The organism is Neobacillus niacini (assembly GCF_023715785.1).
Taxonomy (GTDB): Bacteria; Bacillota; Bacilli; order Bacillales; family Cytobacillaceae; genus Neobacillus; species Neobacillus niacini_E.
The window spans coordinates 528,680-550,748 of the sequence record NZ_JAMBOX010000001.1; the positions used below are offsets into that span (position 1 = coordinate 528,680).

Annotated in this window: 20 protein-coding genes; 8 read left to right on the forward strand and 12 right to left on the reverse strand. The window is 43.1% G+C overall.

The window, feature by feature from the left end:
• Positions 1-41: 41 nt before the first annotated feature.
• Positions 42-278 carry a hypothetical protein gene (locus M3234_RS02510; protein ID WP_262303168.1) on the reverse strand — a complete coding sequence of 79 codons (237 nt, stop codon included), beginning with the start codon at positions 276-278 and terminating at the stop codon, positions 42-44.
• A 217-nt stretch (positions 279-495) separates the two neighbouring features.
• Between M3234_RS02510 and M3234_RS02515 the strand changes: the two genes are divergently transcribed.
• The gene (locus tag M3234_RS02515; RefSeq protein ID WP_262303169.1) at positions 496-1,458 is read left to right on the forward strand and encodes an ankyrin repeat domain-containing protein; all 963 of its coding nucleotides are present in this window, start codon (positions 496-498) and stop codon (positions 1,456-1,458) included.
• Positions 1,459-1,541: 83 nt separating this feature from the next.
• Here the strand turns inward: M3234_RS02515 and M3234_RS02520 are convergent, their stop codons facing one another.
• On the reverse strand, positions 1,542-1,991 hold the full coding sequence (locus M3234_RS02520; protein ID WP_262303170.1) for a hypothetical protein: 450 nt from the start codon (positions 1,989-1,991) through the stop codon (positions 1,542-1,544).
• Between the two features lie 280 nt (positions 1,992-2,271).
• Between M3234_RS02520 and M3234_RS02525 the strand changes: the two genes are divergently transcribed.
• The gene (locus M3234_RS02525; protein WP_262303171.1) at positions 2,272-3,249 is read left to right on the forward strand and encodes an NAD(P)H-quinone oxidoreductase; all 978 of its coding nucleotides are present in this window, start codon (positions 2,272-2,274) and stop codon (positions 3,247-3,249) included.
• Between the two features lie 307 nt (positions 3,250-3,556).
• Here M3234_RS02525 and M3234_RS29170 read toward each other — a convergent pair whose 3' ends face one another.
• Positions 3,557-3,751, reverse strand: a complete 195-nt coding sequence (locus M3234_RS29170) for a nucleoside transporter C-terminal domain-containing protein (RefSeq protein WP_311315619.1) — start codon at positions 3,749-3,751, stop codon at positions 3,557-3,559.
• On the opposite strand from M3234_RS29170, the gene M3234_RS02530 reads away from it, so the two are divergent.
• Both M3234_RS02530 and M3234_RS02535 read left to right on the forward strand, forming a co-directional pair.
• A complete protein-coding gene (locus M3234_RS02530; protein ID WP_262303558.1) occupies positions 3,718-4,017 on the forward strand; it encodes a hypothetical protein in 300 nt (99 codons plus the stop codon). The two genes, M3234_RS29170 and M3234_RS02530, sit on opposite strands and share 34 nt — an antisense overlap.
• Positions 4,018-4,185: 168 nt before the next feature.
• The gene (locus tag M3234_RS02535) at positions 4,186-4,662 is read left to right on the forward strand and encodes a GNAT family N-acetyltransferase (RefSeq protein WP_262303172.1); all 477 of its coding nucleotides are present in this window, start codon (positions 4,186-4,188) and stop codon (positions 4,660-4,662) included.
• Between the two features lie 182 nt (positions 4,663-4,844).
• Here M3234_RS02535 and manA read toward each other — a convergent pair whose 3' ends face one another.
• A complete protein-coding gene (gene manA / locus M3234_RS02540; RefSeq protein ID WP_262303559.1) occupies positions 4,845-5,792 on the reverse strand; it encodes a mannose-6-phosphate isomerase, class I in 948 nt (315 codons plus the stop codon).
• Positions 5,793-5,849: 57 nt separating this feature from the next.
• Entirely contained in the window at positions 5,850-7,007 is a 1,158-nt protein-coding gene (locus M3234_RS02545; protein ID WP_311315620.1) for a glycerate kinase family protein, read from the reverse strand.
• Between the two features lie 81 nt (positions 7,008-7,088).
• Between M3234_RS02545 and M3234_RS02550 the strand changes: the two genes are divergently transcribed.
• The 3 genes from M3234_RS02550 to mngB all read left to right on the forward strand — a co-directional run bounded on the left by M3234_RS02550 (position 7,089) and on the right by mngB (position 12,595).
• On the forward strand, positions 7,089-7,817 hold the full coding sequence (locus M3234_RS02550) for a MurR/RpiR family transcriptional regulator (RefSeq protein ID WP_262303173.1): 729 nt from the start codon (positions 7,089-7,091) through the stop codon (positions 7,815-7,817).
• A 143-nt stretch (positions 7,818-7,960) separates the two neighbouring features.
• Positions 7,961-9,907, forward strand: coding sequence for a PTS 2-O-a-mannosyl-D-glycerate transporter subunit IIABC (gene mngA, locus M3234_RS02555; RefSeq protein WP_262303174.1), 1,947 nt, complete (start codon positions 7,961-7,963; stop codon positions 9,905-9,907).
• Positions 9,908-9,979: 72 nt separating this feature from the next.
• On the forward strand, positions 9,980-12,595 hold the full coding sequence (mngB, locus tag M3234_RS02560) for a mannosylglycerate hydrolase (protein ID WP_262303175.1): 2,616 nt from the start codon (positions 9,980-9,982) through the stop codon (positions 12,593-12,595).
• A 106-nt stretch (positions 12,596-12,701) separates the two neighbouring features.
• On the opposite strand, the gene M3234_RS02565 is transcribed toward mngB, so the two are convergent.
• The 6 genes from M3234_RS02565 to M3234_RS02590 all read right to left on the reverse strand — a co-directional run bounded on the left by M3234_RS02565 (position 12,702) and on the right by M3234_RS02590 (position 19,349).
• Positions 12,702-13,253 (reverse strand): NUDIX domain-containing protein, encoded by a 552-nt coding sequence (locus M3234_RS02565; RefSeq protein WP_262303176.1) that lies wholly within the window; start codon positions 13,251-13,253, stop codon positions 12,702-12,704.
• A 416-nt stretch (positions 13,254-13,669) separates the two neighbouring features.
• Positions 13,670-14,542: an ROK family protein gene (locus tag M3234_RS02570; RefSeq protein WP_262303177.1), complete on the reverse strand. Its 873-nt coding sequence runs from the start codon at positions 14,540-14,542 to the stop codon at positions 13,670-13,672.
• 65 nt (positions 14,543-14,607) lie between these two features.
• Positions 14,608-16,050 carry a glycoside hydrolase family 32 protein gene (locus M3234_RS02575; protein WP_262303178.1) on the reverse strand — a complete coding sequence of 481 codons (1,443 nt, stop codon included), beginning with the start codon at positions 16,048-16,050 and terminating at the stop codon, positions 14,608-14,610.
• A gap of 12 nt (positions 16,051-16,062) precedes the next feature.
• Positions 16,063-16,896, reverse strand: a complete 834-nt coding sequence (locus M3234_RS02580) for a carbohydrate ABC transporter permease (RefSeq protein ID WP_262303179.1) — start codon at positions 16,894-16,896, stop codon at positions 16,063-16,065.
• Positions 16,893-17,837, reverse strand: coding sequence for a carbohydrate ABC transporter permease (locus M3234_RS02585; protein ID WP_262303180.1), 945 nt, complete (start codon positions 17,835-17,837; stop codon positions 16,893-16,895). The genes M3234_RS02580 and M3234_RS02585 overlap by 4 nt, the downstream gene beginning before the upstream one ends.
• Before the next feature lie 126 nt (positions 17,838-17,963).
• Positions 17,964-19,349 carry an ABC transporter substrate-binding protein gene (locus M3234_RS02590; RefSeq protein WP_262303181.1) on the reverse strand — a complete coding sequence of 462 codons (1,386 nt, stop codon included), beginning with the start codon at positions 19,347-19,349 and terminating at the stop codon, positions 17,964-17,966.
• Between the two features lie 259 nt (positions 19,350-19,608).
• On the opposite strand from M3234_RS02590, the gene M3234_RS02595 reads away from it, so the two are divergent.
• A complete protein-coding gene (locus tag M3234_RS02595) occupies positions 19,609-20,601 on the forward strand; it encodes a LacI family DNA-binding transcriptional regulator (RefSeq protein ID WP_262303182.1) in 993 nt (330 codons plus the stop codon).
• A gap of 401 nt (positions 20,602-21,002) precedes the next feature.
• Here M3234_RS02595 and M3234_RS02600 read toward each other — a convergent pair whose 3' ends face one another.
• Positions 21,003-21,968: a quinone oxidoreductase family protein gene (locus tag M3234_RS02600; protein ID WP_262303183.1), complete on the reverse strand. Its 966-nt coding sequence runs from the start codon at positions 21,966-21,968 to the stop codon at positions 21,003-21,005.
• Positions 21,969-22,069 lie beyond the last annotated feature (101 nt).

Sequence of the window (22,069 nt, forward strand, 5' to 3'; positions counted from 1 at the left end):
AAATATACTGATTTCCCTGTTAATAACAGGGAAATCAGATTTTATAATTTTAGAATCTGATTTTTCAATTTCGAATGAAAATCTTGCTTTAAAACGGTTTCTGTATATTTCTGATTAATCTCCAAAACAATAAATTTTGGATGATCAACACATATAACGGTTGAAGATAAATAACCATATTTTTTAGGATCTAAATAACTTCTTTCAACTAAAAATTTCAAACCAACTACAATTTCAAATTTACTTTCATTCTTCTTTTCTTTTAAACAATTAAACATATTTTTCCTCCTCATATATTTAATTTTTTACATAACAACACAAATAAGCCCGCCGGACACAGATTTCCTGTGTTCGACGGGCTTAATAACCAAAATGAAATTATAGTTAAATATTACACCGTTTTCCTAATTTTGTAAAGACCTTTTTCTCGAACCACCTTTTCGGTTGTCCTTATCTTTTATACTACATTTATTAAATAAGTTAGGGGTTGAGCAAATGGAGTATAAGATATTCTGGAAAGCAATCCAAAAAGGGCACATCGCGCTTGCGCAACAGCTTTTTCCTTATCTTACTTTTAGCCAGGCAGAAAAGGGGACCATTTTCCAAGCTGCCCTTAAGGACAGCAACTATTTTTATATATTCTTAATCGACCAACTCACGGAGGAAGAGTTAACTCCATATTTGCACAAAGCCCTTCTGGCATCCCATGAAGAGGCCGTAGCGCTCCTTTTACAAAAAGGAGCTGACCCCAAAATGCCAACTCAATACGGAGAAGTCCCATTAAGCCTGGCCATCAAACCACAAGGAACCAGCATAAAAATACTGAATGATTTGATTGATTATGGCGCTGACATTTTTCAGGAAAACAGACACAAGGGAACCCCTTTGTTAAAAGCAGCGAGTTTGGGCTTAATTGAAGTTGTGGACTTTATCGTTCAAAAAGGGGGTGAACTTAATGAAGATGTATTATCCAGGGGAGCAAGCAACAATCATGTCAACGTGGTACAGTACTGCTTGGCGGGCGGGATTAAGGTGCCGCAAAAAGCCTATTATATGTCATTATTTTATGGTCATGGTGATATGGTCAAGTACCTGACAAAGGTCGATCGGCAGCGCTTTACAGCTAATTGCCTCTATAACCCACTTGTGATTGCAGCTAGTAACGGCAGAAGAGAAATACTTGAGCTTTTTCTAAAGAAAAAACTTCCCGAAGAACGGAATGAGCGAGTAACCCTATGTTCAACAGCATTAATGGCTGCGGTTGAAGCTGGACACGGACACCTTGTCCAAATGCTACTGGACGCCGGGGCGGACATCAATTATATGGATGAGGGAGAATCAATGGTCGATGTGGCACAAGGCGCAGGGCATAAAAATATAGCTTCTTATTTAATTAGACGTGGCGGATGCAACCATAAAGAGGTATTTCATAAAAATGTACATCAATTTATTCAATAATAATAGGAGAAGAAAGCTATTATAACTATAAATCAGACTAAAATGGAGTATCCGGGTTACTCAACCTTCGGATCCCCCCATTACTATATTTTTTTCAAAAACAGTGATTTCTCGATGTATTTCAACAATTGGTTGCTTATAGGTAACCTAATTAAACGATTGGATAACAAGATACCAAGTCCCGCCACCGTTGGCTTTTTTATTTCACTATCACCAAAATACGTGTCGGCCAGACAAACGTTTAAGTATAATGATTTGAAACGTTGAAATCTAAACGTTTCGTAATCATTTCCGGGGAAAAGTTTGATGAATATCGCCGGATATTGGCGGCTAATTTTGTTTGGTACCAATTCAACCTCTGAACTCCGACCATTTCCTCCAATATCTGCATCATTTCCCCCAATCAAACGTTTTAAGTGAATCCTCCAGAATCGTTGTGAATACAACATTTCCGGGCTAACATTCTTGTGAAAATCTTGATTAAAACTCCCACATGCAGGAGAGCTGGGAAATTTCAGGGAGGTGCCGCTCATTTATTTTTCTTTTGAACGAGTCATTAGCGCTAAACGAATGAACCCATTATGCCGTTATTAATGGTATATAAGCTTAATGAAGATAAGCTTCTTTAAGATCTCCCTTTAAAATATAGATATGGATGCCCTCGAGGATTGTTTTCAGACAGACTTGGGGGCTATTTTTTTATTTAATATTTTTGAAAAAGGAACTCCTTGCGGTGACGGACAAAGGAATCAACCAAACCTTTTGCTGAAAGATTAAAGAAGAGATACAATTCCTATAAAAGGGGGTCCATATATGAAGGCGATAACGGTAAAACAACCCGGCGGTGCAGAACAATTACAAGTTGGGGAACATGAAAAACCAATCCCAAAGGACGGGGAATTATTAATTAAAGTAAAGGCAGCAGCTGTTAATCGGACAGATATCGTTACGAGGAAAAGCAGCTCGAGTTATTTGACCAATCCGATTTTAGGTGTCGAAGTGGCTGGAATTGTTGAAAAAGCGGGCGCAGGTGCTAAAACAGCAGTGGGCACGCGTGTTATGGGACTTGTGAATGGCGGAGGTTATGCGGAATACGTCTCGATGCCGGATGACAGAGCGATGGTGATTCCAGAAAACCTTTCATTTGAAGAAGCCGCTGCGATTCCTGAAGTATTTTTGACTGCTTATCAAACGTTATTTTGGATTGGCCAATTACGTGCGGGAGAAACCGTGTTGATTCATGCTGGCGGCAGTGGTGTCGGAACAGCAGCGATTCAGCTTGCCAAACAAATCGGACAAGCGAATGTCATTACAACAGCCGGATCCAAAGAGAAATTAGAGTTTTGCCGGTCATTAGGTGCAGATGTTTGTATAAACTATAAAGAACAAAATTTTGACGAGGAAGTATTAATGGCTACCAAAAATCAAGGGGTCGATTTGATTCTTGATTTCATTGGTGCATCCTACTGGAACAAAAATCTTGCCAGTATAAAAGTAGATGGACGATGGGTGTTAATCGGGATTTTAGGTGGGGCAGCAATAGAAAAATTCAATTTAATGGATGTCATGTCAAAACGGATCCAGCTGACTGGAACGCTGCTCACTCCAAGAAGCGATGAATACAAGACAGCACTCACAACTGATTTTTCCTCTAAAGCCATGGAGCTTTTTCGCACGAACAAGCTTCGTCCCATTGTTGATCATGTATTTCTTCTTGATGATGTCCAACAAGCACATGAACATATGGAGAGCAATAAAAATATCGGAAAGATTATTTTAAAGGTAGATTAACAGCTAATCATTTGCTTAATGGGGGCGGTTTGAATCTTCGCTGACACGAAGTTTGCAAACTGGTTTCGTCTTCTCCATATTGATTTGCAGGTATGAGAATTCATAGGCGGAGAATTTCCGGCTAATGTATATAGGGGGAGCTTAAGAAGCGGATTTAAGCGGAGATATTCCGGTTAATGGCTCAAAATATGGCAAAATCCGTGGATTTAAAGCAATTAATCGGAAAAACTCCCCTTATTTTTAAGGAAATATGGGTATTTCCCAATTTAGCCGGAATTTTTCCGTTTATTTTTCATACACGGTGAAATCAACATATAAGCACCAGCTTCATTGCCATAGTCCCTCCGGCACTGACTGCCTCAGATAATGGAATCCCCATATTAAAAGCAATTGGGACAAAGAGATAACCCAATAGTGGCTGGAAAGAAATGCTGAACAATAACTGGTATAAGGGGGATGAATTTAGTGATGAATACCGTAAAAGCGAAATTGAAAATCGCACTTGAGGATTGGGAAATGATGAAGAAAGCTTCTGAGGATGACAGTGAAGAATGTGCAGAACGGTTCGAGAGGCACTTTTATGAATTCATTGATGAATTAAAGATCTGGTATCTGCATTTGGAACAACCGCCAACCACTATAGAAGAGGCCGAAGATCTAATCGAAGTAAGAGAAATCATGGAACTCCTCCCTTCCCCGCTTGAGCTCAACTTTTTAACAGAACTAGAACTCATTATCGAGGGTGAGGAGCGAGTCCAGTATGATTAATCGCAGCTCAGGATATTCCGGGTAACTATTCTCCTAAAATTTGTCAATTAACCAAACGCATCTCTAGTTTTCCATAAAATGTAGACAATTCATTATATGAAAATAGTAAAATAACGTAGTTATGCAGCATAAAGACAGTCGCAAACGACGAGCAAAAGGTGTGAACGTATGAGGTTAATGATGTATTGTAAGACAATCTATTCGGATCGCCCGCTCCCTTTGCCACCGGGCTTTTCCATTCGGACATTTCGACCAGGCGATGAAACGACCTGGGCAAAAATTGAAACACTAGCTGGGGAGTTTGCAACCGTAACGGAAGCTTTACAACGCTTCCACAGTGAGTTTCACGGATATGAATCCGACCTTCAGCAACGTTGTTTTTTTCTTCAAAATCCTGAGGGAGAGGCGATAGGGACCATTATGGCCTGGTACGGGGAGTATCAGGGCCGCAAAATCGGACGAATTCACTGGGTGGGAATTGTCCCGGATTATCAAGGGAAAAAGCTAGCAAAACCGTTATTAACCTATGCCTTAGCTGAGATGAGCAAGTACCATCAAGAAGGTTATCTAACCACACAAAAAGATAATGAGAGAGCCATTCGTCTATATGAGGCATACGGATTTTATCCCATTGAAACCGCCTGAGCAAGGTGGATTCAATGGGTTTTACCTTATAATGGATCTACAACCCGAACATTTCCTACAAGAACTGCCGCCTCTTACCCTAACCAAACGTATGTCTAGTATCTGCCCGAAACCCTACTCACCCCTGGATTCACATAAAAAAGCGCAAGGACCTTTATTCAGACCCTTACGCTCTTTGGTGATTACGTATGCGACACGATTAATTCACAATCCCCGTCTAGGTTAAACTCCCCAAAGCCGACAGGGATAATCAGGTGCGTACCTTTCGTCAAGTCATACTGTTTTCCCACATGAAGCAGCCTGCCATTCCCCCCAATGACACTTAATAGCAAATACTGGTCAGCAAATGAAAAAGTCGCCTGACCCTTGATCTCCCACTTATAAACCGTAAAGAACTGCGACTCCACAAAGGTGGTAACCACTGCATTTTCCCGTTCCTCCACCCCTGGCTCGCTCACAGAATCCTGATGCGGAACCGTTGTAACATCAATCGCCTTCTCCAAGTGCAACTCACGCAAGTTCCCTCCAGCATCGCGGCGGTCATAATCGTAGACACGGTAGGTGGTGTCCGAGCTTTGCTGGGTTTCCAATACGAGCGTGCCTTCACACAACGCATGAATCGTCCCACTTGGGACAAAGAAGAAGTCGCCCGGTTTGATTTTCACCCGGCGCAGTAAGTCGTTCCAGTTCCCCGCCTCGATTTGTGCTACTAGCTCTTCCCTCGAATCCGCATTATGCCCAAAAATCAGATCAGCATCTTCTTTACAATCGATAATATACCAGCACTCGGTTTTGCCCAATTCCCCATTTTCATGTACCTGGGCATAAGCATCATCGGGATGGACCTGAACCGACAAATCCATATTCGCGTCCAAAATCTTCGTCAATAACGGAAATACCGCTTCTTTGGGATGCCCAAACAATTCCGGATGCTCCTGCCACAGCTGGTCTAGCGTCATCCCGGTATACTCGCCGTTTTCAATCTCAGAAGGACCATTTGGATGGGCAGATATTGCCCAGCACTCACCGGTATGCTCATTTGGTATCTGATATCCAAATTCCCTTTCTAAGGCCGTTCCTCCCCAGATTCTCTCTTTAAAAACTGGTTTTAAAAATAATGGTTGCAAAATGAATACCTCCAACGGATTTTTAACATTTCCCTTAACTATTCCTGTCTTAGAATAAGATTATTTTCCGCTAAATCCTTGAACCAACCCCAAAACTCTTCCTAGCTGCTCCGCGGTTCTTCGCAAATTCTCCCTGGCCACCTTCGGGTTCATCGCTACATCCAAATCCACCGGGCCGCCGACCACAGTAAAATATGCCGCGATTCCCGACTCATACAAGGCAGGATTCCCTTCGGATACATCGCCCGCCAAGGCAATCACAGGAATCCCGTGTTTCTTTGCCATTTGGGCAATCCCTGCCGGAGCCTTCCCCATCGAAGTTTGTCCGTCAAGCTTGCCCTCACCCGTGATGACGAGATGGACACCGTTAAGCTTCTCCTCTAAACGGGCCAGCCCTAGGATCAACTCAACGCCCGACTCTAACTCTGCCTGCAAGAACCCGGCAAATGCTGCTCCCAATCCGCCAGCTGCACCAGCACCCGAAATCCCCTGCAAATCGATGCCGAACTGCTCCAGCACGACATCCGCAAACCGCCGAAGGCCTTGATCCAATTCTTCCACCACTTCAGGAGTTGCTCCTTTTTGCGGTCCATAAATATAAGCTGCCCCGTTTGTACCATATAACGGATTATGGACGTCACAGGCCACCCGTAACCTTGTTGCCCTCACCTTTTCTGGAACGGAACCAGCGTTAACCTTGTTAATATTCTTAAGCTCAGCCCCGCCAAATCCAACAGCAAGACCTTCCTGATTGAAAAATTGGAACCCTAACGCCTGAAGCATTCCAACACCTGCATCGTTGGTCGCACTTCCGCCAAGTCCAATAATGACTTCCTTGCATCCGTTGTCAATCGCATCCAAAATCAACTCGCCAACGCCATATGATGTAGTATAAAGAGGATTCCGCTGCTCCACACTTACTAACGGGAGGCCGCATGCTTCGGCAACCTCAACCACAGCCGCCGTTCCGCCGCCTAAAATTCCGTATCTCCCCTTAACCGCCTTACCAAGCGGACCGGTAATCACTTTTTCTACAAACCTGCCGCCCGTAGCATAGACTAACGCCTCGACGGTTCCCTCACCGCCATCCGCAACGGGTACCGTCTCAACAACAAAATCCATGCCGGTGCGGCCAAAACCTTCGGCTATGGATTGATTCGCTTCCATTGACGAAAGGCTTCCCTTCAACGAATCCATTGCCACTAATACTTTCAACACATGAATCCCTCCTGATTTCCTTGATGAAAATCGTCAACTCTCTGCTATAATAAAAGGACTGAATATTCCGGGGTGAATACAATGCGATTTGAAGATCGCTTACAAAAATTTGAATATAAGTTAAATGACACAGATGACCAAATTATCGAATATATCCTGCAAAACAAGCAGGATTTCGTCCGCCAATCCATTCAAAGTCTGGCGGCCCATTTATATACAGTCCCGAATACCATCACCAGACTATCCAAAAAGCTAGGTTACGATGGTTTTTCCCATCTTAAAAATAGTATTAAAGAAGAACTAGAATCGGCTATTATCGCAGAAGAGGACAGTTCCTACCATTATATCCAACGCACATTTGAACTGATTGACAAGAACCGGATCGAAACCGCCGCTAAAATGATTCACGAAGCCAAGCGCACACTGTTATTTGGCGTCGGAGACATGGCGATATTCTGCGACCTGTTGGTTCGCAACTTACGTGTCGTTGGAAAAAAAGCTGAATTCTCCATCCATCGCCATGAAGTCATTCATATAGTAAATGAAATGAATCATCATGATGTTTTGGTGTTAATGAGCCTGTCAGGGGAAACACCACAAATTCTTGAGATCGCCAATATTGCCAGCCAAAGGGGGATTCCGATTATATCGCTGACGCACTTTAATCGGAATTCATTACAAGAAACAGCCTCAGTCAATCTTTACTGCTTTGCCCCTAAAAAAGAAAAAAACGGCTACAACATCACCGACAGAACACCCGTGATGATTGTTCTGCAACTATTATCTCAATATTATTGGGATCATTTTTAAAATTGTGTAAAAATACACATGTATCCGCTTAATTGAATTCTATCTGTGTAAAAATAAGAAGAATCGCTCTTCTTATTTTTTTTTTGATAGGATAAAGACATCAAATGAAAACACTTTCAGCAATGATAGAGGAGGGAAACACGATGCAATTACAAGCACTTACCTCACCAAGCCTGATTAGTACTGGAAAGACCTTTCAATCAAAGAAAGAGGCGATTCAGTACCTAGTGAAACAGCTCGGTGAAGCGGGCAAACTGCATTCCGAACAAGATTTTTACCAAGCGGTTTTAGATAGAGAAAAACTGTCTCCGACAGGCTTTGAAGGCGGACTGGCGATACCGCACGGAAAGTCAGTAACCGTTAAGGAGGCGGCCTTCGCCATTGCCACCCTGCAAAAACCGTTAACTGATTGGGAGAGTATCGACCCCAACAATCAAGTTCAACTCATTATTTTATTGGCAATTCCAGAGACAGAAGCGGGGTCAACCCATCTTGCTTTACTTTCGGAATTCGTCAAGAGATTGTCAAACGACGCCTATAAAAACAGGCTGCTGAACGCAAAAACGAATTCAGAGTTATTCCAGCAGCTGGACAATACGGAAGCCCCGACTGAAACCAAAACAGTGAAAAAATCAAACAAAACCGTATTAGCGATCACCGCTTGTCCAGCCGGAATTGCTCATACCTATATGGCCGCTGAAGCATTAGTCAAAGCCGGAAATGAACTTGGCGTGGATGTCTTTGTGGAAAAGCAAGGCGCTAACGGGATTGAGGACCGTCATACCACTGCTCTTTTGAACAAAGCAGATGTTGTTATTTTCGCCAATGATGTGGCCATCAAGGACGAGGATCGATTCGCTCACTTGCCCAAAGTGAAAACATCGGTGGCGGCGCCGCTCAGAAACGCTGCAGGCCTCCTTCAACAAGCATTGGAAAAGGCGGAAACGACGCCAAAGAAAAAATACAACCCGTCGCAAGTGGCTGACTCTTCCTCTAATGAGGGCGGAGAGAAATCATTTAAAACGGAAATTAAGGACTCCATCTTAACAGGTATTTCTTATATTATCCCGGTTATTGTGGCCGGCGGAATGACATTGGCTGCGGCCGTGTTAATCTCCCAAGCCTTTGACCTGCAAGAGGTTTATGCACAAGAAGGCTCATGGTTATGGCTATTAAGGCAACTTGGCGGCGGGCTCCTTGGACAATTGATGGTGCCAATCTTAGCCGCCTATATGGCCTACTCCATCGCAGATAAGCCGGCGCTTGGACCAGGTTTCGCTGCCGGTGTCGCCGCCAACCTAATTGGTTCCGGATTCCTCGGCGGGATGCTGGGCGGTTTCTTAGCCGGTTTCTTCTTAAAGTTTTTAAAGAAAAAAATCCAGCCAAAAGGCACATTTGCTGGGTTCATCAGCTTCTGGCTGTACCCGGTTGTCGGAACACTTGTCGTTGGCTCCATCATGTTATTTGTCATTGGAAAGCCCCTTGCTTGGATCAACCAAGGGTTAATCGATTGGCTCGGCAGTCTGTCCGGTGCAAATGCACTTATCCTAGGAGCGATTCTTGGCGCCATGGTATCCTTTGACCTCGGCGGTCCGGTAAACAAGGCGGCCTATACCTTCTGTATCGGTGCAATGGCCAGCGGAAACTTCATTCCTTACGCAGCATTTGCTTCCGTAAAAATGGTTTCAGCCTTTGGAGTAACAGGCGCAACCATCATCGGGAAAAAGTACTTTACAAAACAAGAACAGGAAATCGGGAAACAGACATGGCTGCTTGGTTTGGCCGGAATCACGGAGGGAGCCATCCCATTCATGATTAACGACCCGCTGCGGGTAATCCCGTCCTTAATTGCCGGTTCTGCTGTAACAGGTGCCATTGTTGCCTACTTTAACATTGGTCTGAACGTTCCAGGCGCAGGGATTTTCTCGCTCGCCCTTCTACAAGGCCAGCAAATGCTGCTTGCCGCCACTATTTGGTTAGGTGCCGCATTGCTTGGGGCTGCCATTTCGATGCTGCTATTAATTGTCACTCGAAAAAACAAGCTTAAAAAAGAACAGAATCAGATTGCCGCGACACAAGAAGCGGCTTAAGAAATAGATAACAAAAAATAATATGGTACCTAGCGAACAACTCCTAGGTACCATAAATATTTGGAGGACATCATGAAAAAAGTTCATATTGTACCCCATATGCATTGGGATCGAGAGTGGTATTTTTCAACAGAAGAATCTCGAATTTTACTGGTAAACAACATGGAAGAAATCATGGACATGCTCGAAAATAATCCAGATTATCCATACTATGTTTTAGATGGACAAACTGCCATCCTAGAAGACTATTTTGCCGTGAAACCGGAGAATAAAGAACGTGTAAAAAAACTAGTTCAAGAGGGGAAATTGATTATCGGCCCTTGGTATACGCAAACGGACGAGATGGTCGTCGGCGGCGAATCGATTGTTCGGAATCTGTTATATGGATTAAAGGACACAGAAGAATTCGGCCAGCCGATGATGATTGGCTACCTTCCTGATTCTTTCGGACAGTCATCGCAAATGCCGCAAATTTTAAATGGCTTTGATATTAAGTACTCGATTTTTTGGCGCGGCACCTCTGAGCGCCATGGCACAGACAAAACCGAATTCTATTGGCAAAGTGATGATGGCTCAAAGGTACTGGTGCAGCTGTTTCCACTAGGCTATGCGATTGGAAAATACTTACCGGAGGACGAGGAGAAACTGCAGGAGCGTATCGATAAGTACTTTACGGTTCTCGACCGCGGCGCGACAACAGACAACATCATTCTTCCGAACGGGCACGACCAAATGCCGATCCAAAAGAATATCTTTACGATTATCGAAAAATTGCAGCGTTTGTATCCAGACCGTGAATTTTTCCTAAGTAAATACGAAAATGTTTTTAATGAACTGGAACAAAATCAAACCTTGCCCACCATCCAAGGGGAATTTTTAGACGGTAAATACATGCGCGTCCATAGAAGCATCTATTCAACCAGAATGGATATTAAGGCAGCCAATACACGGATTGAAAATAAACTGACCAATATCCTTGAGCCGTTAGCTTCGATTGCCTATTCATTAGGATTTGAATACCACCATGGCTTGATCGAGTTAATTTGGAAGGAAATCATGAAAAACCATGCCCATGACAGCATCGGCTGCTGCTGTTCCGATAAGGTTCATCGTGAGATTATGAACCGCTTCTTCCTGGCGGAGGAAAAGACGGATCAACTGATTGAATTCTACAAGCGCAAAATCACCGATTCCATTCAAACGGAACGGAAGGAAGATCGCCTAACAGCGTTTAATCTGCTTCCATATGAACGCAAAGAGGTGATTACGACAACAGTCGTGACCAAGCTTGATTCATTCACATTAGAAGATCCTGACGGAACAATCATCCCATTTGAAGTATTAAAAAAAGAAGTACTGGACCCAGGCTTAATTGACCGCCAAATCGTTCACTACGGAAACTATGATCCATTTTATCAATATACGATTCAATTAAAAGATTCGATTCCGGCGATGGGGTATAAAACGTATTTTGTAGTCGGAAGCGGCGATGAAACTCAAATGGCCCAAACCCTTGTAGAAAATGAAACGGTGGAAACCGACCATTATGTGGTCTCCGTGAATCCAAATGGCACCTTAAAAATTTGGGACAAGCAGCTTGAGAAGGAATTTAACGATGTTCTTCGTTTGGAAAACGGAGGCGATGATGGTGATGAATATGACTTCTCTCCACTGGCGGATGAACAGTTAATCTATAGTGACAAGGCAGAAGCTGAGGTGAAAATCTCCCAAAATGCTTACGAGGCACTTATTGATATCCAATTGCAGCTTGATGTACCTGGGGATTTAAATAAGCGAAAAAACGGTAAAGTCGATCGATTTGTCGACGTCCATTGGAAGGTTAGAATCCCTAATCATCAGCCGTTGATCAAGGTCGAGGCTGAGATTCAAAACATGGCGAACGACCATCGTCTTCGCGTCTTGATTCCTACTGGCATTGCCTCAGCCTTCTCTGTATCGGACAATCAATTCGGATATATTAAACGGGATGTTTACGATGCGGCCATGGATGTGTGGGCTGACGAAGATTGGGATGAGCGCCCGGATTCGATTTATCCAATGCTATCCTTTGTCGGCTTATCAGATGAGAAACATGGAATCAGTGTGGTTACGAATAGCACAAGGGAATATGAAATTATTGGAGAACACTACGATACGATCGCCATTACACTATTCCGCAGTGTTGGGGTGTTGGGTAAAGAAGAAATGCTAAGAAGACCTGGGCGTCCGTCCGGTATTAAACTGCCGACACCTGATTCACAAATGATTGGAAAACTGCAGTTAGCCTTTGCTATCACAACACATAAAGGCTCAACCACAACAGCTAACGTAGCAAGGACGGCTAAGGAATATACAACACCGATCCAGACCTATAATAAAATTCCGTATAACGCCATGAAGCTGAACCCAAGCGGGCTGCAGACACCGACAAGCTTTAGTTTCCTTCAAGAAACGAGCCCTAACGCTGTCCTAAGTACGCTGAAAAAGGCAGAAAAAGAACCGAAGTTTGTTTTACGTTTCTATAATCCAACGGCAACGGAACAACAAAGCTCGTTCACAGTTAACCGTTCCGTTGGCGAAGTCTCGGAAGCAAATTTGAATGAGAAAGCAATTGTTCCATTAAAGCTGGAAAAAAATCAATTCACTGTCTCCTTAAAGCAAAATCAAGTAAAATCAGTATTATTCTAATCCGATATAAACAAAGGCAAGGGAAGCTTCCCTTGCCTTTTGTCACTTATTAATACATACAGTACGTTGCGGATGATGACGAAGCCCTCAAACTATCACCGTTCGGTCAATCCGTCATAAACTTATAACGCAAGATCGCCGCAAGGCCGGCCCCATGCTTGAAATCCCCTTTAACCACCAGGTCCTTCAATTCTTGCATCGAAATCGTATGTAATTCGATTTGTTCACTGCTTTCCAGCTTCTGCTCGGTAGGAGTTAAGCCGGCTGCCGCAAACAAATGGATTTCTTCCGTGGTTGAGCCCGGTGATGGAAAAAAGCTTCCCAACTCAAGCCAGTGCTCTGCGACGTAGCCCGTCTCTTCCTCCAATTCGTTTTTCGCCGCTTCGATAGGTGAAGATCCCGACTCGATCATTCCGGCAGGCAGTTCCCATTGCCAATTTTTCAAGGCATGCCGGTACTGTCTGATACAAACGACCTCATAATTTTTCGTAATCGGAAGAATACAGACTCCCTTTGAAAAATCCAAATAGGAAAAGGTCTTTTCCTCCCCATTTGGAAGAACCACCTGATCAACGGTAACTTCAAAACGATCTACCATTTGCTTATTCGAACGTGTAATTTTCCACATTTTTACATACACCTCATCCTGATCACTCACTCCTCCTAGGATAATCCTTTTTGGAGATAGAATCAAAATGTAAGGCCTATTTGCCTGTTCGAATAGATATTCTCTTTGGCTCTGTTATAACCGAATGTTGATTCCTCTGTGTTTAAAAAAATAAACGGATAAATTCCGTTTATATTGGGAAATACCCATATTTCCCTAAATATAAAGGAAGTTTTTCCGCTTATATCTTCTAAATCACTGGATTTTGTCTTATTTAGAGTAGTTAAGCGGAAATTCTCCGTTTATTTCCACTTCTTAAGCCTCTCCAATATACATTAGACGGAAATTCTCCGTCTAAAAAGCATGGCGAATTCCCTTAAGGATTACCATGCTTTCTCGTAAGTTATTTAACCTATTTTTCCACTTTTCGCACTTCAAAAGAAAACCCGTTTACTTTCATACAGTACTCAATCTATAACTGACCCATGGGTTTCTCTCGCCAACAGCAGGCTGCCCATAATCCCTGCATTGTCGCCAAATCCCGGGCTAACAATGTAGTCGTTCAACTCTGGCGTTTCCACATAATTGTTAAGCAACGCCGCGAACGCCGCCCGAATCAACGGAAATAATTGCGTTTGTTTCATGACACCGCCGCCCAGTATAATTTTTTCCGGACGTAAAATCAGTGTGTAGTTTACAAGGGCTTGGGCAATATAGGATGCCTCCATTTCCCACACTTTTTCATTGCTTGCCAATTCACGGCCGTTTATTCCATATCTTCCCTCAAGCGCTGGTCCAGCCGCAAGCCCTTCAAAACAGTCCTTATGATACGGGCAATGGCCTTCATACTGGTCCTCCGGGTGTTTTCGGACGAGTAAATGGCCCATTTCCGGATGAGAAAATCCTTCTAAAATCTCCCCGTTCACAACAGCGCCGCCACCGATTCCTGTACCGATCGTCAAATATAGGCAGCTGCTTGACCCAACAGCACTGCCCTGTTTGAATTCGCCATAAGCAGCTGCGTTTACATCCGTGGTAAATGCAACTGGGACATGATACCGGCTCTTAATAGCACCAACAAAGTTGAAGTAGTCCCATCCGGGTTTTGGGGTACTAGTAATATAGCCGTAAGTTTTGGATTGCTTATTAATATCAATCGGACCGAACGAACCGATTCCAATCGAGGATAATTCGTAGGAATCAAAAAACTCAAACACCCCCTCCAATGTTGCCGCTGGGCTAGTCGTTGGAATGCTGACTCTACTGATGATCTCTAATTGCTCGTTGCTGACGGCACAAACAAATTTTGTGCCCCCCGCTTCAATGGCTCCGAAGTACATCGTTTTTCCTCCTGATTCATAATAACGATGCGACCCTTTCAGTAAGGGCCGCATTCACTCATAAATTAACCACGAAACGTCTCATACCGTACTTCTTCAAGCACCGTTCCGCTGCCTGCAATCGAAATATCCGTTCCTTTATTTTGGTCATAGGCGGTGAAGCTGACAACTTTCTCACCTGAATTGACAAACAGTTCAACAGAATGAAGATCGAGATAAAACTCTAACGTTTTCTCGCTTCCGGACGCTCCAAAGCAGTCTTCCACCACAATCGGTTCTCTGCTCCCATAATCCGATAAGATAACCAGTTTATTATTCGCACTATCGACCTCAACCCGTGTAGAATTCGCTTCATTTTTATTCAATTCGATGGTAAACTTCTGGGCATCGTCCGCCAACGCAACCTTTAAATAGCCCGCCTCTTTTCCAACAATCTCCAGTTGCTCCTCGACCACCACATTTTCATAGAGTGCCGATAGAGCGAAATTCGATCCGCGGTCAATAAATGGCCGCTGGTGCAAATCACCATTCTTAATGGTTAACTGCCGAGGAATCGACATCATGCCATTAAAGCCGTATTCTCTTGGCGGTGTTGTCTGGTGCCAGCGGTGCATCCAGGAAATTAATAAGCGTTCGCCGTTTTGCCCCTCTGTCGATTGCGGAGCATAAAACGTCTGTCCATGGTCAAGGAGTCCCTTTTTCTCCGGCTTGAACACTCCCTTTTCAAAATCCATTTCCCCGATTACATAGGAGGTCTTGTTTTGGATTTGCTCGCTGAACTCAGGGTCACATGGCATTTCGGAGAATAATAGGACATATTTGCCATCCATTTCAAAAAGGTCAGGACATTCTAGTAAAGTATTATCCTCAAATTTGGTCTGAAAAATGGAAGAATGAAACTCCCAATCTAACAGATCCTTCGATTTAAACATAATAATTTCGCCGCGCCGCTCCACATTTCTTACTGACAATACACAGTAATACGTGCCAGCTACCTCCAACACCTTCGGATCGCGGAAATCACAAATCAAATACCCTTCCGGCAATTGCTTTTCCCCAATAGCCGGGTTTAATGGATATTTTTCAAAATGGACACCATCGCTAGAGTAGGCAACACACTGGCGTTCGGAAATTTCCGCTTCATCGCGGTCAAAGCCGATATTCGGATCAATGTGGCCAGTGTAAATCAGATATAGCTTTCCGTCTTTTTCAATCGCACTGCCGGAAAAACAACCATGCGTATCGTAAGCCTTATCATTGGCCAGTGCGACAGGGAGGTATTCCCAGTTCACAAAATCCTTCGTTTTCGCATGGCCCCAATGCATGGAATCCCAGACAACGTCATACGGATTATATTGATAAAATAAGTGATAGTATCCTTGATAAAAGATAAAGCCATTCGGATCATTCATCCAACCAATTTCCGGCGAAAAATGGTAGTAAGGCCGGCTTGTGACTTTCGCTTTATTTTGCTGTATATACTCGTTTGCTTTTTGTAGTCTGTTCATTGCGCACCTCTCTTATTTAATACCGCTACTCATCGACCCTTCGACGATATATTTCTGGAAGAAAATATACAGGATAACAATCGGAATCGTTACAATGGTCAATGCTGCCATCATATGGCTTGTAAAGATGTTATACGTATCACTGAAAACAGCATTCAATGCCACTTGGATTGGCATCAAGTCTGAATTCGACAAGGCCATGACCGGCCATAGGAAGTCGTTCCATGAAGCCAGGAAAGTCAAAATGCCAACCGTGACGTACATATTCAAGCTGGAAGGGATGACAATTCGGAAGAAACAGCCAAGTTCGCTAAGCCCATCGATTTTTCCGGATTCAATCAATTCACCAGGGAAGGACAGGAAATGCTGCCGGAATAAGAAAATATTCATGACATTCACGATAAATGGGAGCAAATAGCCTGGAACGGTATTGATTAAGCCCATTTCGTTTACGACAAGGAATAATGGCAGGATGGTTGCTTCAATTGGAACAATCATCAACGCGATAATAAAAATGAGAATGCCGTCCTTAAACGGGAACTTAAACCTGGCCAAGGCATAACCTGCCAAAGAGTTAATTGTCAACCCGAAGACAACCGTGACGGAGGCATAGATCAAACTATTTCCGACGTTTTTAAAAATATTATATAAACCTAGTAATTCCGTATAGGATTTCAAGGACAAGTCCGAAAACCTTGGAATAATGGCAAAAATGCCGCCAATATCTCTATAAATGACCTCGTCAATTTTAAATGAGGATAGAATCATCCAAAGGAGCGGAATCATGAATTGTAAAGCGACGGCGACAGCCAATACATAAAAGAGTGATTTCTTGACTAGTTTCATGCTGCCTTCTCCTCTCCAAACAGCCTTTTAATCCCAATAGAAACAATGATCAAAAAGACGGTAAACACTAACGTGATCGCGCTGGCATATCCAACATTCCGGTGGCGGAATCCGTACTCATAAATATATTGCAGGATGGTCATTGTAGAATAATCCGGACCCCCGCCCGTCATCACCATTGGTTGAACAATTAGTTTAAACGCTTGAATGGTCGTTGTAATCACCAAAAACATCGTAATTGGCTTTAATGAAGGAATCGTAATATACAGGAATTTCTGCAGCCCATTCGCCCCATCAATCTCAGCGGCTTCATAGATTTGGTTGTCTATGTTCTTTAGCCCCGCCAAAAAGATCATCATCTGGTATCCACACCCGGACCATGCAGAGATCACCACGATCGTGTACATGGCTTGAGAAGAGCTCGTGAGGAATGGTTGCTTCGAAATGCCGATATTCGCCAACATTTCATTAATTAAGCCCGATGTCGGATTCAACATAACGGTCCAAAGAATAGAGATGACAACTAACGATAAAACAGCCGGAGAAAAATACGCTGTCCGAAATAGGCCGACACCCTTAAATTTCTTATTGACGATCAAGGCTAGGCCAAGCGCCATCGCAAGCTGCAGCGGCACGACCAAGACAACGAATTTGATCGTGTTGAGGAAGCTTTGCCTTAATACGTCATCCGTCAGCATCCGCTTGAAGTTTTCCATACCAGTAAATTGTTTAGCGTCCGGCTTTAATAAATAATAATCAGTAAATCCATAGGTAAACGCTAGAATAATCGGAAGCACAATGAATAAAGTGGCAAGTACCAGTGCTGGGATTAGGAATCCATAGGCAGCGGCGACCTCACCTTTTTTATAGTGATTACTTTGCCGATAATGCTCCGTAGTATTTCTCACTTGCACGAACCGGCTTAATTTTAATTTTTTCATGGTTTCACATCCCCTCTATTAAATCAAAACTCGCCGATTGGCAAGCCTGATAGGACGAAGACAGTGGCGCAGTTGAATGATGTGTGAAAAAGAGGTGAGGTCATCCCCACCTCTTTATTTAAAAAACTACTTCCGATATTTCTCTAGTTCTTTATCGATTTTCTTTGCGGCATCGTCCACGTACTTCTTGATTGTCGCAGAATCCGTTGTTTTATTTTGTGCAATTTTCAATAGAACATCTTTTGCAAATGTTTCAGAAAGATATGGGTATCCCGGAGATACAGGACGAGCCTTATTGGTGTTTTCAACCTGGTACTTTAATACGGACCATGCTTCATTGTGATAAAGGTTGTCCGTATTTGTATCGATTTCGGAAATAGAGTTGATTCTTGTTGGAATCGATCCGTTTTTGTGATAGTACTCTTTTGCAGCTTCATCGTTTGTCAGCCATTCCATGACTTCAACCACTTGCTTGATGCGTTTTTCATCTTTCTCCTGACCATTGCGGACGAATGCCCAGCTTCCGGATGGAGTATAGAGGCCATCATAGTTCTCGCTCATTTTTGGATAACGAACGGTTCTGAACTTTAGGTCAGGATAGTTGTTGATCAATTCATTGACATACCAGAATCCACTCACAGATAGAGCTGTTTTTCCAGAATGGAATGCTTTTTCAGACTCTGAAGCAGTAGCAAGGGCAGGCTCTTTAAATAATTGAGCATATTTTGTTAAAGCTTCTACAGATTTGCTGCTGTTAAAAACTCCATCAACGGTTAAACCGTCTTCATCCACGATATTGGCGCCATTCCCCCAAAGGATTGGTGTGTAAAAATAGGTTCCAGTTTCATAGACACCATTTGAAACATCCGTTAATAACGTGCTGACTGCGGTTTCATACTTGGCAAATGCTGGGTCGTTTGATTTCTTAGCAAACTCGTCAATTTTTCGGGCAAGTGTCACAAACTGGTCCCAAGTCCAATCTTGATCCTTGCTAGGAATCAACGCCTTAATATCATCAGGCAATGCATTGATCATATCTTCGTTATACATGATGGCAACACCAGAATCAGAGTAGCCCATTCCGTATAATTTGCCATCCACTGTACCCTGGTCAATGATCGCTTGTGTAAAGCCTTTCTCAAAACCATCACTTAAATAAGGATCTACTCCACCAATAACGCCAGAATCTGCATAAGCCGCAATATCCGGACCGTCAAGGGTGAAAATATCAGGCATGTCGTTTGCTGTAATCGCAGCATTCAGTTTATCAATGTAACCTGAGCCAGCTCCGGCACGGGTAATATTTTGGATTTCTACTTTTGGTCCATCAGGATGCTCTTTGTTATACTCCTTAACACGGTCCGCAAACATTTTTCCCTCTGGGTGATCAGCTGCCGCTTGTGTCCAAATCGTTAGTTTACCAGCTTTGTCACCATCTCCACCTTTAGAACTACATGCCGCTAGGGAAAGGGCTAGGACTAAAGCAGCCATTAACAAGAATATCTTTTTCATACTTTCTTCGAACCTCCCTGAATTGAATATTCCTTGAATACGTATTCACGTCTTACACTTAAAATGGTAACTCCTAAGATTTCATCTGTCAATATTTTTTTAAAACGTTTACAAACCTTTCTTTTAAGGGTAAAATGTTAGTAGATTGAATGGATGGTTTGATTGAATCATGTGAATATCTCACGAATACGTATTCCGCATCTCCAAAATATGTGAATATATAAAGAATACGTATTCAGTGGTGAAAGGATTTTTATATATGAAAATAACGATGAAAGAAATCGCCAAGCTGGCAAATGTTTCTCAATCGACTGTATCGAGGGTCATTAATGGAAACAAAGGCGTCAACGAAGAGGCGGCCCAGCGGGTTTTGGAAGTCATTGAAAAAGTTGGATTTATCCCGAATAAAGCAGCGCAAACACTAAAAAGGAGCAAGTCGCACATTATTGGTGTACTGCTTACAGAGACGTACAACCCCTATTTCGTTGAATTAATTGATAAGTTAGAGTCGGAGTCCCGGAAGCGGGGGTACAATATCCTGTTGCATGTATCTAACCGCAATCCCATCGTCGAGTGGGAAAGTGTTCAAAATTTTATCGCCCGTCAAGTGGACGGGATGATCATTATTCCATCTGGGGAATACAACATCGAACGGATTAGCAAGCTTCCGATACCTTCTATCGTAATGACGCAAAATTGGAAGCCGATTGACAGTATTGGCCTTGACCACATACTGGCAGGAAAAATGGTGGCAGAAAAATTTGTCTTATCCGGACATAAAACTTTTGGGTTCGTTGGAACGGCCCCGGATGAAAAATTTCTTGGTTTCAGCAGCGGATTGCAGGAAAACGGCGTGGAATTTGCAGATAAAAATTATATCGTTTTACAGGAAACTTCTACGAACAACTTTTTAATACGACGTGATATTGATGCGTATTTGGAGCAAGCTGGGGGAACGGTTGATTTTACTTGCTGCTTTGCAGCGAACGATATCATGGCCCTTGAGTTCATGAGGGCCATTGAAGATAGAGGGATGAAGGTTCCAGAGGATATTTCAATTATCGGTTTTGACGATACGTATCTCGCTAAAATTATGGGGATTTCCAGTGTTCATCAGCCGATTGAAGAAATGGTCAATACGACGCTTGAGCTTCTTTTAGACCGCGTCGAAAATGAAGTTACTTCTGAACCGGTGCAAATCAAGCTGAACCCGACTCTTGTTGAACGCAGTAGTTCGAATCTAAAGAAATGAAGCTGGGACGGGCGGTTTTGTGCCTCATATTTCCTTACTGGAATGATGCATAAAAATCGCCCCCTTTTTGCGTACCACGGGATTTTTCCCTTGTCTCGGCCACTATGAGCCTTTCATAATGACCGGGTCGCGATAATATTCTACAATCTGTTGCCCATGTGCAATCTAATTGGACGTTTGTTTAAACAGGTTCAAATGCCTGCTGCTAAAGACTTTTTCTCCTCCATTTCCCCCAAATGGCTTGTCAGTCAGACAAACGTTTGGTTAACATGTGCCACAACCATACTCACGACTGAATATATATTTATTTTGGCAGCAGAAGATTGTCGAAATCTGATATTCAGCAAATAAACCAAAATGAGCCATGCAAAGGTTCCCATATATACGGCAGTCGCTGCCCCTTATGGAAGTAATAAGATTTTACCCGTACTTTTTCGGCTTTCTAGATAGCGGTGAGCTTCTTGTCCATCTTTTAACCCAAAAGTGGTCGGCTCCGATACTTTTACTTTTCCTTCCTCTATCCATTTAAACAGCTCTTTTGATCGGGTCACTCTTTCTCCCTTAGAAGTGAGAACATTCCAAAGGTCTCCCCCCGTTAGAGTTTTTGAGGTATCCATCAACATTCGGGGATCAACCGGTGCCGGATCTCCACCTGCCATCCCATAGAATACAACGGTACCACCGATGCGCGTAACAGCAAAACTGTCCATGAGTGTAGAGCCGATTGATTCATAAACAACGTCTACCCCTTTGCCGTTCGTTGCTTCCAGAACTTTCTGTTTCCAGTCATCTTTGTACTGGAAAACCAAATCCGCTCCCACTTTTTTTGCCGCTTCCCCTTTTTCCTTGGAAGAGGTTAAGCCTATTACCTTACCACCAAGAAGCTTTACCATTTGAACAAGAAGCTGCCCGACGCCTCCGGCTGCTGCGTGTACTAAGACAACATCATTCTTTTTTACAGCATAGCTATCCCTTGTAAGATAATGCGCAGTTAGCCCTTGAAGGAGTATAGAGGCAGCCTCATTAAATGAAACGGATTCTGGCAAAGGGATCAATTTTTCATATGGAACAGCTACCAGCTCTGCATTGGCAAATGGAACATCAGCAAATGCAACACGGTCTCCTGTGCTTATGCCTTGCACGTCTGCTCCTACTTTTTCTACCATTCCGGCACCTTCATACCCTAAAATATAGGGAGGCTCCCCGGAAAGATGATAATTTCCTTTCCTTCTATAAATATCTGCAAAATTTAGGCCAATTGCTTTCATTCTTACAAGAATTTCATCCGGACCGATGACAGGATCCATGACTTCGCCATATTCCAGGACTTCCGGACCTCCAAATGTGTTAAAAACAAGTGCTTTCATATAGATACCTCATCTCTAGGGTTGATTAATAACTGCAATACTAAGGTGGGACAATACAATCAAAACTATGTGGATATCACTATCCCGTTTCGAAGGTTTTA

Excerpts from the sequence above, each read along its gene's own strand:
- M3234_RS02510 (WP_262303168.1), bottom strand. The coding sequence starts at position 278 with ATGTTTAATTGTTTAAAAGAAAAGAAGAATGAAAGTAAATTTGAAATT.
- M3234_RS02515 (WP_262303169.1), top strand. The coding sequence starts at position 496 with ATGGAGTATAAGATATTCTGGAAAGCAATCCAAAAAGGGCACATCGCG.
- M3234_RS02520 (WP_262303170.1), bottom strand. The coding sequence starts at position 1,991 with ATGAGCGGCACCTCCCTGAAATTTCCCAGCTCTCCTGCATGTGGGAGT.
- M3234_RS02525 (WP_262303171.1), top strand. The coding sequence starts at position 2,272 with ATGAAGGCGATAACGGTAAAACAACCCGGCGGTGCAGAACAATTACAA.
- M3234_RS02530 (WP_262303558.1), top strand. The coding sequence starts at position 3,718 with ATGAATACCGTAAAAGCGAAATTGAAAATCGCACTTGAGGATTGGGAA.
- M3234_RS02535 (WP_262303172.1), top strand. The coding sequence starts at position 4,186 with ATGAGGTTAATGATGTATTGTAAGACAATCTATTCGGATCGCCCGCTC.
- M3234_RS02550 (WP_262303173.1), top strand. The coding sequence starts at position 7,089 with ATGCGATTTGAAGATCGCTTACAAAAATTTGAATATAAGTTAAATGAC.
- mngA (WP_262303174.1), top strand. The coding sequence starts at position 7,961 with ATGCAATTACAAGCACTTACCTCACCAAGCCTGATTAGTACTGGAAAG.
- mngB (WP_262303175.1), top strand. The coding sequence starts at position 9,980 with ATGAAAAAAGTTCATATTGTACCCCATATGCATTGGGATCGAGAGTGG.
- M3234_RS02570 (WP_262303177.1), bottom strand. The coding sequence starts at position 14,542 with ATGTACTTCGGAGCCATTGAAGCGGGGGGCACAAAATTTGTTTGTGCC.
- M3234_RS02575 (WP_262303178.1), bottom strand. The coding sequence starts at position 16,050 with ATGAACAGACTACAAAAAGCAAACGAGTATATACAGCAAAATAAAGCG.
- M3234_RS02580 (WP_262303179.1), bottom strand. The coding sequence starts at position 16,896 with ATGAAACTAGTCAAGAAATCACTCTTTTATGTATTGGCTGTCGCCGTC.
- M3234_RS02585 (WP_262303180.1), bottom strand. The coding sequence starts at position 17,837 with ATGAAAAAATTAAAATTAAGCCGGTTCGTGCAAGTGAGAAATACTACG.
- M3234_RS02590 (WP_262303181.1), bottom strand. The coding sequence starts at position 19,349 with ATGAAAAAGATATTCTTGTTAATGGCTGCTTTAGTCCTAGCCCTTTCC.
- M3234_RS02595 (WP_262303182.1), top strand. The coding sequence starts at position 19,609 with ATGAAAATAACGATGAAAGAAATCGCCAAGCTGGCAAATGTTTCTCAA.
- M3234_RS02600 (WP_262303183.1), bottom strand. The coding sequence starts at position 21,968 with ATGAAAGCACTTGTTTTTAACACATTTGGAGGTCCGGAAGTCCTGGAA.